The sequence below is a fragment of the Sulfurimonas denitrificans DSM 1251 genome, from assembly GCF_000012965.1.
GTDB lineage: Bacteria > Campylobacterota > Campylobacteria > Campylobacterales > Sulfurimonadaceae > Sulfurimonas > Sulfurimonas denitrificans.
Genome location: NC_007575.1, coordinates 1,793,388 through 1,806,724 on the forward strand (window position 1 = coordinate 1,793,388; position 13,337 = coordinate 1,806,724).

Here is a 13,337-nt window from a genome sequence, read left to right on the forward strand (position 1 = left end):
AAATGGCTAAAGAGTTATCAAAAAAAGATATAAAAAAGGTTGTTGCAAAGGCAACAAAGAAGGCTATGAAAAAAAAGATTCTTAAGAAAAAAGATGCAAAATCTGTGATTAAAAGCATTACAAGAAGTCTTAAGAAGGAGCATCTTGCTAACAAAAAAGCCGCAAAGAAATTTGTAAAAAAAATTTTAAAAAGAGAATAGCGCTAGCTTTTTAATTTTTCTATGTTATTGACCTCTGGAGATTTTTTTCTCCATATGGTCATAAAAATACGACTTTGAAATTAAGATACAATTTTTGATATTGTAGATGGAGTTACCTGCAAAAACTTCGCTATTTCGCTTTTTGTATGCCCGTACTCATAAGCTTTTTTAATTCTCTCATCTCTATTTACATCTCTGTCTTGTTCGAAAAAAGTTTCAAGCCTTTTTTTGAGTACCTTTAATTTGTCATCCCTTAGTATGACTTTTGGCGAGTCATATACTATATCTATGGCATCTACATGTAAGGGTGTTTCAATGTACTCAATATACTCTTATAATGTCATTTCAAATATCATAGAGTCATTTAGCAATTCATAGTAAGTATGTTTATATTTTCGTTCAAAAAAAGATTGAAATTTATAGTGCTCTATTTTTTTTACCATATTTGCTTTGATAGGATTTCTCTCAATATATTTTGTTACTATCCAAAAATGCGCATCGTCATATAAAGGATAAGATTTATATCTACCTTGCCAAAGATGTCCTGATCTTTTATATTTTTTATTAAAGTATTTCGCATATTTATCTGGAATGTCCCCTATAAACTAGACAATATTTAATTCAGTAATTAAGATAAAATAACTCAAATTGATAGTTGCTTTTCATCATCAGACAACTTTAAAAAGCAGTCCATTGAGTAAGCAGTAATAAACAATTTGAGTTTAGTCAAAAAGCCATCTATCGAAGTGGCTTTAATAACATTGCCAAATCTACCAGTAATGATAGAAAACACAGTTTCAACTTTTTTTCTAAGTCTGCGTTTGATAAAACAATCTTTATCTTCACCCATATTTGAGCGTTGAATAGCATTGAGATTGACACCAAATTTTGTTAAAAATGTTGCTAGCTTTTTAGACACATATCCCTTATCTCCAATGACAGATGAATTGGCTTTCATCGCTGGCAAATATCTTTTTGCAGCAGTTGCATCATGTTCATTGGCGTAAGAGATATAGCAGTGTAGTGGTTCTTTATTCGTTGTTACTACCATATGAACTTTAAAGCCGTAAAAGAATCTTTTCTTTGAAGCGTTATAGCCTTTCATATCTTTATGATTGTAGATATTACAAGTTGATGAACGCTCTATTTTACAAACTTCTACTGGAAATGAATCTACGGAGTAAATGGTACTTTTTGCAGTTTTATAAAACACTTCACTCAAAAGTTGAAAAGCATAATCTATTGCATTGTGTAAATTATTGAGTCTCCTAATAAAACGACTGTAATCTATTGGATAAGATGGTTTCATACTCATAAAAAATTGGTGGGCACTGTAGTAATTTCCATGAAAGTATCTCACTGCCATATATCCTATTGTTAATATCTCTGCATTACAAATTTTCGCACGAACATCATCTTTTACATTTATTGCTTTTAATATATCATCTACTAAACAAAATATTGTTATTATGTTCTCTTCCATAAGAATCCCTCTGCCACGAGTTTTTCTTATGGTTCTAGCAATTTACAATCCTCTTTTTAACTAGCAATTTGAGTTAGAATATTATACAATTACAATATATAAACAAAAGGACATAAAATGTCAGCAACTATTGAAGAAAAAATAAAAATAGCACAAGACAAACACGAAGCATATTTAAAGAGCATAGATGGGATGTCTCCAAAACAAAAAACGATTAGAAAACTGTTAGCTCCGTTTGGAATTTTATTCCTTGTTGCAATTGTGGTAGCATTTTTAGGGAAAAATTCAATGCCTTTAGCAATAGGTTTTTTATTAATTGTTGGTATTGGTATGATTTATAGCGGCATCAAAAAAGAAGAAAATAAATTTATAAAAGTCTATTTTGTCATACTTGGTAGTATGTTTTCTATTCCAGCAGCAGCAAATATTTTTGGATTTTAAAATCACTATGAGAGCCTAGACTCTCATAGAATGTTTCTCATTCACGCTTTGCAATGTTTCTCCAACACTATCGCTAACGCTATGAACTTTCTCATATATCAACTCATACATAAACCCAGGCATCTTCCAAATCATCTGAACAACAAGTGTTAACTTTAACATTGTAAATGCAAACTTTGTAACTCCAAAGAAAATATATTTCTTAAAAAAGAAACTAAGCATAGTTCCAATAACGACTATGTTGTTTGCGAGTTCGCCCGACAAACTAGCTCCGCTAAACACATACCCCCAACTCGCATTCTCAATCATATCCATTGATTTAAAAAACGACTCAACAAATATCAATTCCAAACTACTCACCAAATTCAAGCTATACATAGCCAAAAATATACAAACAACAATCAATATCGTCTTAAACGCTACCGCAAAAATCTTAGCCATCGCAGTCGCAACTCTATCTTCTTGATTTTTCGCAAAAGCGTAAATCAGTAAAAACATACTTGCAACAAAAGCAAAAAGTTTCTCGATAAATAAAAGTGTGAACACCAAAATAGAGCCTATGCAAAAAGGTGCCTGACACCCCTTTTGTGTCGTGTGGGAATGAAAAAAGCCCCACTCCGAAGAATGAGGCTTTAAGTTTCTCCTTTAGACTTTTAAGGGTCTTTGGGAGAGGTTTTAAACTTTACTTTTGAGGGTAGAGTTTAAAGGGCTATACCCTTTTATTAGAATAGTTGGATAGTATCTGCTGTATCGTTAAATGTTGCAGTACTTAAATCTATAAGACCTGTTAATTTAACAATAACATCTTGATTTTCTGTAAATACAGTTGTATCTGTTTTATCCATAACAAGGTATGTATTTCCATCAAATTGGAACCATGCAATATCATTAGCACCAATTAAGTTAATTGCTTCATTTGCATAGTCTTGGAATACTGCAGTACTACCAAGTTCAACAGCAGAGCTTGCGAATGAATCCGCACCAGTAAATTTGATGTAATCACCAGCAGTTGCATCTGTAATTGTCATATAGCTGTTAACATTTGATGAAACTGTATCAGCAACAAATATATCATTACCTGCCCCACCAGTTAATGTTACAAGTTCTGTACCTGTTAAAGTATCATTTCCTTCGCCACCGATTAGAACATCTCCAGATTTAGATGTAGTTAACACATCATTTCCTGAACCACCAGTGATTGTTTCAGCTACTGTACCGTTTGTAGTTGCTGTCAATGCAGCAGTCATACTTGAAGCATTAAGTGAAGTTAACGCAACATTATCTGTATTTGTAAGCGTTAATGCAGCATTACCTGAGATAGTCATAGTTTTAACTGCAGCATCACTTAAAGTCATAGTATATGCAGGCACATTTGAATCAGTTGAAGCTGTGTTTGTATCTGCAGTAGTGATATGAATTGTTTCAACACCAGCTACACTTACCGTACCCATAGCAACAGTACCATTTGTATTTGTACTTAATAAAATATTAAAAATATCTGCAGTTGTACTTGTAGCGTCATCCATAGTTACAACAACACCTGAACCAGCTGCTGTTAGCTCTAAAGTACCATTATTAGCCATGTTATCAAGAGTTAATGCAGTCGTAGCTGAACCATCAACAGTTGTTGTAATTGAACCAAAAGCAACACCAGTCGTATCAGTATCAACAGCTGTTGTAGCAGCTTCATTAACACCAGCATCATATGTTACGGTTACTGTGTCAGTAGTGCTGTTATATGCAACAGATGCAATTGTTGTACTTGAATAATCTGCAGCAGTAATTAATGCACCAACTTGATCAGCTGTAAGATCAGCAGCAACAGCAACATTCACACCTTCAATAGCGATATTACCAGTGTTTGAATCGTACGCTACAGCATTATCTAACACTGCACCAAAAACGATTCCAGTATTTCCATTATCATCATTGATTACAGCAGCAGCTTGGTCACCTGCAGCAGTAGTATAAGTAATACGAACTATACCACCTAAATATGTAACAGAACTTATATTAGCATTTCCAGAATAATCTTCAGCAGCAATTAATGCACCAACTTGATCAGCTGTTAATGCTCCACCAATTGCAACATTTACGCCAGCAACTACAGCTGTACCGGCACCTGTTGAACCTGTAGTAGTAAATGTTTGAACTTCAGCTACTTCAGCATCTGTTCCATGAGTGATTGTAAATGTTTGAATTTCTGCACCAGCTGCAGAGTTTGCACTTACTACATAACTCATATCATCCATATTAGCTAAGTCAACTGTACCAGTTGTTGTGTTCGCACCTAAGCTTAACTTTTCAAATCCTGTGATTTTAGTTTCAAAAACTGTAGTACTACTTGCAGTAATCGCATCAGCAGACGCCATAACTAATGTATCTGTTCCACTGCCAGCAATCATTTCGGTTGTTAATGATGTAGTACCTGTTGCAAGAGTTAATGAGTTATTTCCAGCACCTAAGTTGATAGCTTTGTTAACTGTAGTACTATCCAAAGTTACATTATCAACACCAGCTCCACCAGTATATGTTGCAGTATCACCACCGATTGTGATTGTAGTTGTACCAGTTGTAGCAGATGTGTTTACAGATGTAAGCGTATCTGCCTCATCTCCATCCATAGTTAAACTAGCAGAACCAGAAACTGTTAATGTAGTAAGTGCAGTCAAAGTTGCGCCTGTTAAATCAAGTGCATTTGTTCCAGCTACAGTTAATGTAGTTGCTGCAGCAGCATCTAAATCAATATCAGAATCTGCATTCGCTGTAGTGATGTTAATTGTAGTATATGTACCAGAATTATCATCAACAACTGAACCTGCTGTTACATTATCAACAGTAAGAGCTAAAGTTGTAGCTGTAGCATTTGTTATTGTAAGGTCTTGAGCACTATTTGCAATGCTTAATGTTGTTAATGCATCAGAAGTAATTGTAGATGATGCACCATATCCATCAAGAGTTACAGTTGCAATTGTGTCTGTAGTAGTAGCACCATCAGCAATAACAACAGCACCACCAACGATACCAGCAACACCAGTTACTGCAGTAGTTGCACTTGAACCATTCACAACAGTTACAGCAGCTGTACCAGTACCAGTATTTGCTATATTAGTTCCATCATTTGCTTTAACAACGCTTGTAAATACAACAGTATTACTGCTTGTACCACTCACGGCACCTGTTGTATAGTCTGAACTTAATGCACCTGTATAGACACCTTTAGTTGCTGCACCATGAGTAGCACCAGCTGCTAAATTTTCGAATATTGTTGCAGCTTCAGTTGCAGTCATAGCCGCAGAAGCAGTAAAAGTTAAACCATCAAGGATAACTGTTTGACCAATAGTTAATGCACTGAAAACAACTGTTGCAGTCTCGTTAGCACCAGCAACAGCATCAACAGCATCAACAGCAGTAACAGCAGCGTCTTGGTTTACAGTTACAGTTGTTGTGTTATTACCACCAGTTACTGTAACATCACTTTGAGTTCTTGTACCAGAACCATTTGCAGGCATTGCAGATACAGCAGAAGTAGATGAAAATGCAGTTTGATTTACAGTAACAGTTGTACCGCCATCAATTGTAATTGCACCAAGAACATTAGCTCCATCATTAGCTGCATCATCAGCAGTAGCATCATATGCTGTACCTGTTGAAGTTACACTTATTGCACCTGTAGGAATTGGGTTTGCCGCACCTGCTGATTGACCAATATCAATAGTACCCGTCGTAGCCTTTGCAGCAGTAACAGTTACATCTGTTCCGCCATCAATTGCTATGTCACCAGTAGTTTGATTTGTATCTGTTACAGTGATTGCACCAACAGCACCTGTCGTAGCACCAATAGTAATATCTTTAGTTAACGTTCCAGTTTACCCTACCCTAAAAATAGTCTATTTTACACCTTTTTACCCTCTATAAAGCCCTTAAATAAGGGAAAATGAAAGTTTCATATCTTCTTAGTGATTTTTAGCTCTAATTTCTTGCTGGCACAGTGCTGGCAGAGATTGAATGTAAAAGTAGATGAATGGTACTTGATGAAGCTCTATATCAAGGGAAATTGCAGCTAGAATGTTGCTGGCATATTGCTGGCAGCAGGTTAAATTTTAAGCTAGTTATAATGTTTAGAATATGCTTTTTAAGAGAAAACATAAAGAACTATGGTATAATTTTGGTATGAAATTTGAATATTATAGCAACAAATCAGATATTAATAAAGAGAAGCATGGTATAGACTTTGAGAAAGCTAAAGTGTTATGGGAAGATGATAACCTTTTAGAAGTTCCTCTACCTTTTAAAGAGGAAGTACGCCATTTATGCATAGGTAAAATTTTGAATAAACATTATTCTGCTGTAATTACATATCGAAGTAAAGCTATTCGTATTATATCTGTTAGAAGATCGAGAAAAGAGGAGATAAACGGCTATGAAAACAGTTAAAGAGTTTGATGAGCTATTTGATAGTGGTGAAGATATATCAGAGTTTGTTGATTACTCAAAAGCGACTAGACCAAATCTTGCCCAAAAGAGAGTTAATCTTGACTTACCAGTATGGATGATTGAAAAACTTGATAAGGAAGCAAAACGCTTGGGTGTTGCTAGACAAGCTATTATGAAAATGTTCTTAGCACAACATTTAGAAAAAGCAATATAAAAATAAAATAGTACCTGAGTGGATTACCAACTCTAGCACTTAACTAGCTTCTCTTTGCTTTGTAATATAATGAAGATAATTTAGATTTGCCAGTACTCTTTGAAGCTCTATATCGAGGGAGATTGTAGTTGAAATTTTGCTGGCATATTGCTGGCAGCAGGTTATAATGTTTATATTTGGTAGTTTTGGTAAGATGTAGCTTTATTGTGATATAATATTAGATAAATTATTAAGGGAGCCAAAGATGAAAAGTTACACACTTGAATTTCAAAATGAGAGTCTTATAAATCAGGTTATGAACTTCTTTGAACAGCTGCCACAAAATGAGGTTCATATAAAAGAGAACAAGCAGCCATATTCAATAGATGATGACTTCATATCTTATCTAACCTCAAACCCTGTAGAAATTGCACATAACGATAGCTTTCTAACTAGGGAAGATGCGAATGTGCGATAAAGTATTTATAGATACTAATATAATTCTGTATGCGATAAGCACTCAGGATGCTGATAAACGTTCTATTGCAACACCTATAGTTCTGTCAGATGCTACAATAAGTGCACAAGTTATCAATGAAGCAAGTGTCAATCTACTAAAAAAACTAAAATTCAGTGAAGAGATGATTCAGAAGTTTGTAGATAGTTCTTATCACAGATATAATGTTGTTGAACTTACAAGGAATGTTTTTATAAGGGCTTCTGAGCTAAGAGAAAAATACAACTTCTCATACTATGACAGCATTATTGTATCTGCTGCTATAATAGCTAATTGCACAATCCTTTACTCTGAAGACATGCAACATGAACTAATTGTAGATAACCGCTTAAAAATCATCAACCCATTTAAAAAATAAAATAGTGCCAGAGTGGAAACCCACTCCAGCACTAAGCACTCTTTTTATCTCTTTGCTTTGCAATATGCCTAAGCAGAGTTGACCTACCTACACTAAATCGTTAACGTACTAATTTGGCAATGAAAAGTAAACAAACTTTTCTTAGTATTTTTAGCCCTAAAACTCCCTAAAAACCGAGGAAGTAAAAGTTTGATAGAAGAGTGCTATTTTTTAGATAAATTTCTTGCTGGCATATTGCTGGCAAAAAATGAATTATGAAATGTACAATTGAGGCTCTTTAAAGTACGACAATAAGGAAAATCATAAAAAAAAAGTTACTGGCATATTGCTGGTAACTTAGTATATTTTTTAGCTTATTTTAAGTTTTTAGGTTTGATTATTAGAGATGGATTTTTGGTATAATCATACTTAAGATTAAAAAAGGAGTTTGACAATGAGAACTGTAACTTTAAAAATTGAAGATGATTATTTTGATAAAATCATTTCTTTTTTAGAAATACTCCCTAAAAAAGCTGTAAAAATTGAACAGCAAGATGAAGAAAAAAAACTAAAAGAAATAGAAAAAAACATAATTTGTGCATTTGACGACATTAAACAAGGAAGAACTAAAAAAATTAGGACTGTTGCTTGAGTTCTCTTCTCGGTGTTATTATCGAGGAAACTGAAACTTTTGCCAAAGCTGTAAAACAACTTCAAAAACAATTTAAAAATGTAGAAACGGATTGTGATGAGTTTGTGCATAATATCAAGACTATAGACAATTTAGGTGTAAATTTAGGCAGTGGAGTTTATAAAGTACGAATTGCAAATAGTGATAAAAAAAGCGGTAAAAGTTCTGGTTACAGGCTTATCTCATATTTAAAACTTATTGATAACAAACTCTACCTTATGTATGTTTACGACAAAAGTGACCTTGGCACTGTATCTGAAAAACAAATAGACGCATTAATTAAAAAAACCATTCTTGAAAAAACAAATAAAGAATAAATGCCAAAGTGGATTATCCCACTCCAGCATTTGAATTTGACTTTATTTACGCACTCTTTTTACTCCTAGCAATATGCCGCAGTAGCGTACTTCTTCCTACTCTAAATCTATTGGCAACTTGTCGTGAGGTATTATTCTGCTTTAGCTCTATAGCTTTTAACACCTCTTTAGCACTAAGTTTTGGTGGTCTGCCTAATCTTCTACATTCATCTTTTGCTTTAGAGATACCATAAGCTTGTTTTTCTACTCTTATATCCTCTATAAACTCGCTTAGAAAAAAGAGTAGTTCATCAAGGTTATAGCTATTTGAAGAGATAAACTGCTGTTTGGTAGCTTGTAGGATTATATGTTTTTCTTCAAAAGTAAACATAAGTTCTAAAAGAGTTTGAACACTGCTAGAGAGGATTGATAATCTTGTCACTGCTAAAATATCGCCGCAATGAAGTATCTCTACTACTTGAGCAAGTTTTACTTTGCTTTGATAATTGAGATTCTCTTTTGGTTCAACATAGATTTTACTACACCCTGCAGCTATAAGAAGTTCTGATTGTTCTTCTATCTCCTCTTTGTTTGTGGCTCTGATATATCCTATCTTTTTCATCGTATCATCGCTCCTTTGACATCTGCATCTGTTGGCTTGATATATCCCATAGTGGTTTTTACATCACTATGACCTATAAACTTTGAGATGATTTTTGTATTGATACCTTTTGCTCCCATCTCAGTTATAAGACCTTGTCGGAATGAGTGGGAGGTGTAGCCGTCTCCTAAGATGGATTTCATTACCTCGTTGACTTGAGCGATAAATGTAAATGGATGGATTCCTTCTCTTTTGTTTTGGCTGCTTCCTTTACTTATCACTTTTATTTGCAAGTCGGTGTCGGTTGTTATACTAAGTAGCTTTTTAAGTTGCTTTTGAAATTCATCACCTGCAAAGAGTTTGCGTTCACTTTTGGTTTTTAGTAAGAGAAGTTTTGTTTCACCTGTATCTAGTAGCTCTTTGATATGTAAGAGTTTCATCTGTTGTAGTTCATTAAGTCTTAGACCTGTGAAGTATAAAATTGTAAAAGCACGAAGTAGATTATCTTTGGTGTTGGGTCGTAGTGACTCATCGCCTCTGATTGCACTCATTAACTTTTTATACTCTTGTTCGGTTACTGATTCTTTTATCCGTTTGAGTGTTGGTTTTTTCTTTTTCATCTCATTTCCTTATATTGTCTCCTTGTTTAGGGGTGTTTTATGGGGTTTTATTTTTGGTGGCGTGGTTGGAGGGGCTTTAAAATAGAAAAGTATGTGGGCTTGTTGGAAGTATAGTCAAGGGTGAAAAACCTTGTCAAGTAGGCATTGCCGACCATTTGCCGACCAAATTGAGCTAAAGTCTCTTTAAAAGTGTCTTTAAACCCTCTTGGGTTTTGGGACGGGGTAAAAAAGATGAGAAATCCTTTTGATATAAGGCTTTGAGGTGTCTCTAAAACTATTTTGGGACAGTAGGGGTAAAATCGCCCACCAATTGCCCACCATTTTAGGTCGTTTTAAGTTTGAAAGAAATTTATGAATTTTAGAAGTTGTTACTTGTTGTAGCAGATTTGAGTGTTTGGGGTGGTTTTAGGTGTCTTTGAAATATATTGTTTGGGTGTGAAATGTGTTGGTTTTTTGGTGTGTTGCGTTTGGTGGTGGTCGGCTGGGATTATTTTAAAATTGTATTGATTGTTTTGGTACTTAGGTTTATAAATTCTGCTATTTCACTTTTTGTATATCCATATTCAAAAGCTTTTTTAATATTTTCATTTCTGTTAATATCACGGTCTTGTTCAAAAAAAGTTTCTAATCTTTTTTTGAGAACTTTTAAATTGCCCTCTTTTGTTGTTATAAGCTTTGGAGATTTATAAACTATATCTATAGCATCTATATCCATTTCACTACTTAAATAATCTGAGTATTCATCATAAGTCATCTCAAAAATCATAGAATCGTTTAAAAGTTCAAAGTAGTTGTGTTTATATTTCCATTGAAAAAAAGATTGGTATTTATAAAGAGCAACATCCTGTACCATATTTGCTTTTATGGGATTTCTCTCTATATACTTTGCTACTATCCAAAAATGAGCATCATCAAATAGGGGATATGATTTGTATCTACCCTGCCAAAGATGACCGCTTCTTGTGTACTTTTTGTTAAAGTATTTTGCATATTTATCATTTACAAACTGCATAGCTTTAGAGAGATTGGTTTGTTTTGTTTCTAAAAGAATATGATAGTGATTTGTCATAAGACAAAATGCGTGGATAATGAGTTCATAATCTTTGGAGGCTTTAAGTAAAAGATCTAAAAAAAACTCATAATCTTCTAGTTCAAGATAGATAGATCTTCTCTCTACTCCACGATTTACAATATGATAATAACATGGTTCTTGGTATCGTTCTTTTCTTGGCATGTAGTATTATAGTGAAATATGTATTAATTTTAAATTAAGTTTTGTTCCCATAATGGTGCCTGACACCCCTTTTTCATGTTCCCATAATGGTGCCTGACACCCCTTTTGAAAAACCTTGTCAAGTAGGCATTGCCGACCATTTGCCGACCAAATTGAGCTAAAGTCTCTTTAAAAGTGTCTTTAAACCCTCTTGGGTTTTGGGACGGGGTAAAAAAGATGAGAAATCCTTTTGATATAAGGCTTTGAGGTGTCTCTAAAACTATTTTGGGACAGTAGGGGTAAAATCGCCCACCAATTGCCCACCATTTTAGGTCGTTTTAAGTTTGAAAGAAATTTACGAATTTTAGTAGATGTAACTGTTTGTAGCAAATGTGGGTGTTTGGGGTGGTTTTGGTGTATGTTGGATTGGTGGTTTTGAGTTGGGTTTTTGGTGTGTGGGTTGTGTGTGGTCGGCTAGAATAGGTAAAGGAAAGTTTAAGGAAAGTCCCGTTTAGGTGCCTGACACCCTTTTTTTCCATAATGGCATAATGGTGCCTGACACCCCTTTTTTAAGTTTTGTTCCCATAATGGTGCCTGACACCCTTTTTGCTTTTTACTTATTTTTGCTCTTCATTATGATGTGCCGACCGCAATAGAAAAGTATGTGGGCTTGTTGGAAGTATAGTCAAGGGTGAAAAACCTTGTCAAGTAGGCATTGCCGACCATTTGCCGACCAAATTGAGCTAAAGTCTCTTTAAAAGTGTCTTTAAACCCTCTTGGGTTTTGGGACGGGGTAAAAAAGATGAGAAATCCTTTTGATATAAGGCTTTGAGGTGTCTCTAAAACTATTTTGGGACAGTAGGGGTAAAATCGCCCACCAATTGCCCACCATTTTAGGTCGTTTTAAGTTTGAAAGAAATTTATGAATTTTAGAAGTTGTTACTTGTTGTAGCAGATTTGAGTGTTTGGGGTGGTTTTAGGTGTCTTTGAAATATATTGTTTGGGTGTGAAATGTGTTGGTTTTTTGGTGTGTTGCGTTTGGTGGTGGTCGGCTGGGATTATTTTAAAATTGTATTGATTGTTTTGGTACTTAGGTTTATAAATTCTGCTATTTCACTTTTTGTATATCCATACTCAAAAGCTTTTTTAATATTTTCATTTCTGTTAATATCACGGTCTTGTTCAAAAAAAGTTTCTAATCTTTTTTTGAGAACTTTTAAATTGCCCTCTTTTGTTGTTATAAGCTTTGGAGATTTATAAACTATATCTATAGCATCTATATCCATTTCACTACTTAAATAATCTGAGTATTCATCATAAGTCATCTCAAAAATCATAGAATCGTTTAAAAGTTCAAAGTAGTTGTGTTTATATTTCCATTGAAAAAAAGATTGGTATTTATAAATAGCAACATCCTGTACCATATTTGCTTTTATGGGATTTCTCTCTATATACTTTGCTACTATCCAAAAATGAGCATCATCAAATAGGGGATATGATTTGTATCTACCCTGCCAAAGATGACCGCTTCTTGTGTACTTTTTGTTAAAGTATTTTGCATATTTATCATTTACAAACTGCATAGCTTTAGAGAGATTGGTTTGTTTTGTTTCTAAAAGAATATGATAGTGATTTGTCATAAGACAAAATGCGTGGATAATGAGTTCATAATCTTTGGAGGCTTTAAGTAAAAGATCTAAAAAAAACTCATAATCTTCTAGTTCAAGATAGATAGATCTTCTCTCTACTCCACGATTTACAATATGATAATAACATGGTTCTTGGTATCGTTCTTTTCTTGGCATGTAGTATTATAGTGAAATATGTATTAATTTTAAATTAAGTTTTGTTCCCATAATGGTGCCTGACACCCCTTTTTTGCAAAAAGAGAGAAAAGAAGAAGAAAGGAAAAATTAAGTTTTATTCCTGTTTAGGTGCCTGACACCCTTTTTTAAGCAGAAGTAAAAGATTAATAAAAAACTAAGAAAAGTTTCAAAAGAGTGCCTGACACCCTTTTTTTGGTATCGTTCTTTTCTTGGCATGTAGTATTATAGTGAAATATGTATTAATTTTAAATTAAGTTTTGTTCCCATAATGGTGCCTGACACCCTTTTTCAAAGAAAAAAATAAGAAAAGTTTCAAAAGCGTGCCTGACACCCTTTTTTCCTGTTTAGGTGCCTGACACCCTTTTTAAGAAAGCAGAAAGCCCCACTCCGAAGAGTGAGGCTTTGAGTTTCTCCTTTGGACTTTTAAGGGTCTTTGGGGAGAGGTTTTAAACTTTACTTTTGAGGGTAGAGTTTGAGTTTGG

At 34.1% G+C, this 13,337-nt stretch carries 15 protein-coding genes; 8 read left to right on the forward strand and 7 right to left on the reverse strand.

Translation table 11 applies throughout. The features are described 5' to 3' along the window. Positions 1 to 2 precede the first annotated feature (2 nt). Positions 3 to 200 carry a hypothetical protein gene (locus tag SUDEN_RS08915; RefSeq protein WP_011373328.1) on the forward strand — a complete coding sequence of 66 codons (198 nt, stop codon included), beginning with the start codon at positions 3 to 5 and terminating at the stop codon, positions 198 to 200. 643 nt (positions 201 to 843) lie between these two features. Here SUDEN_RS08915 and SUDEN_RS08920 read toward each other — a convergent pair. Further along, complete coding sequence (locus SUDEN_RS08920; RefSeq protein ID WP_011373329.1) at positions 844 to 1,683, reverse strand: IS982-like element ISSude1 family transposase; 840 nt, start codon at positions 1,681 to 1,683, stop codon at positions 844 to 846. 117 nt (positions 1,684 to 1,800) lie between these two features. Here SUDEN_RS08920 and SUDEN_RS08925 point away from each other — a divergent pair, with 117 nt between their 5' ends. After that, positions 1,801 to 2,124, forward strand: coding sequence for a hypothetical protein (locus SUDEN_RS08925; protein WP_011373330.1), 324 nt, complete (start codon positions 1,801 to 1,803; stop codon positions 2,122 to 2,124). A 15-nt stretch (positions 2,125 to 2,139) separates the two neighbouring features. Here SUDEN_RS08925 and SUDEN_RS08930 read toward each other — a convergent pair whose 3' ends face one another. Both SUDEN_RS08930 and SUDEN_RS08935 read right to left on the reverse strand, forming a co-directional pair. Further along, complete coding sequence (locus SUDEN_RS08930; RefSeq protein ID WP_041672304.1) at positions 2,140 to 2,670, reverse strand: hypothetical protein; 531 nt, start codon at positions 2,668 to 2,670, stop codon at positions 2,140 to 2,142. Between the two features lie 176 nt (positions 2,671 to 2,846). Further along, the gene (locus SUDEN_RS08935; RefSeq protein ID WP_011373332.1) at positions 2,847 to 5,636 is read right to left on the reverse strand and encodes a beta strand repeat-containing protein; all 2,790 of its coding nucleotides are present in this window, start codon (positions 5,634 to 5,636) and stop codon (positions 2,847 to 2,849) included. Positions 5,637 to 6,297: 661 nt separating this feature from the next. Here SUDEN_RS08935 and SUDEN_RS08940 point away from each other — a divergent pair. From SUDEN_RS08940 to SUDEN_RS08965, 6 genes are all read left to right on the forward strand, one after another. Continuing rightward, entirely contained in the window at positions 6,298 to 6,561 is a 264-nt protein-coding gene (locus SUDEN_RS08940) for a BrnT family toxin (RefSeq protein WP_041672558.1), read from the forward strand. Continuing rightward, positions 6,548 to 6,775 carry a type II toxin-antitoxin system BrnA family antitoxin gene (brnA, locus tag SUDEN_RS08945; RefSeq protein WP_011373334.1) on the forward strand — a complete coding sequence of 76 codons (228 nt, stop codon included), beginning with the start codon at positions 6,548 to 6,550 and terminating at the stop codon, positions 6,773 to 6,775. Before SUDEN_RS08940 ends, brnA begins: the two co-directional genes overlap by 14 nt. Positions 6,776 to 7,019: 244 nt before the next feature. Next, the gene (locus SUDEN_RS08950; RefSeq protein WP_011373335.1) at positions 7,020 to 7,232 is read left to right on the forward strand and encodes a hypothetical protein; all 213 of its coding nucleotides are present in this window, start codon (positions 7,020 to 7,022) and stop codon (positions 7,230 to 7,232) included. After that, positions 7,222 to 7,629, forward strand: coding sequence for a PIN domain-containing protein (locus SUDEN_RS08955; protein ID WP_011373336.1), 408 nt, complete (start codon positions 7,222 to 7,224; stop codon positions 7,627 to 7,629). Before SUDEN_RS08950 ends, SUDEN_RS08955 begins: the two co-directional genes overlap by 11 nt. 433 nt (positions 7,630 to 8,062) lie before the next feature. Next, complete coding sequence (locus SUDEN_RS08960; RefSeq protein ID WP_041672305.1) at positions 8,063 to 8,260, forward strand: hypothetical protein; 198 nt, start codon at positions 8,063 to 8,065, stop codon at positions 8,258 to 8,260. After that, positions 8,257 to 8,616, forward strand: coding sequence for a type II toxin-antitoxin system RelE/ParE family toxin (locus SUDEN_RS08965; protein ID WP_011373337.1), 360 nt, complete (start codon positions 8,257 to 8,259; stop codon positions 8,614 to 8,616). The genes SUDEN_RS08960 and SUDEN_RS08965 overlap by 4 nt, the downstream gene beginning before the upstream one ends. Before the next feature lie 46 nt (positions 8,617 to 8,662). Here SUDEN_RS08965 and SUDEN_RS08970 read toward each other — a convergent pair whose 3' ends face one another. From SUDEN_RS08970 to SUDEN_RS08985, 4 genes are all read right to left on the reverse strand, one after another. Next, on the reverse strand, positions 8,663 to 9,217 hold the full coding sequence (locus SUDEN_RS08970; protein ID WP_011373338.1) for a recombinase family protein: 555 nt from the start codon (positions 9,215 to 9,217) through the stop codon (positions 8,663 to 8,665). Further along, positions 9,214 to 9,816 carry a tyrosine-type recombinase/integrase gene (locus SUDEN_RS08975; protein ID WP_011373339.1) on the reverse strand — a complete coding sequence of 201 codons (603 nt, stop codon included), beginning with the start codon at positions 9,814 to 9,816 and terminating at the stop codon, positions 9,214 to 9,216. The genes SUDEN_RS08970 and SUDEN_RS08975 overlap by 4 nt, the downstream gene beginning before the upstream one ends. Positions 9,817 to 10,303: 487 nt before the next feature. Then, positions 10,304 to 11,050, reverse strand: coding sequence for a transposase (locus tag SUDEN_RS08980; protein ID WP_011373340.1), 747 nt, complete (start codon positions 11,048 to 11,050; stop codon positions 10,304 to 10,306). A 1,037-nt stretch (positions 11,051 to 12,087) separates the two neighbouring features. After that, positions 12,088 to 12,834 (reverse strand): transposase, encoded by a 747-nt coding sequence (locus SUDEN_RS08985; RefSeq protein WP_011373341.1) that lies wholly within the window; start codon positions 12,832 to 12,834, stop codon positions 12,088 to 12,090. Between the last annotated feature and the right edge of the window lie 503 nt (positions 12,835 to 13,337).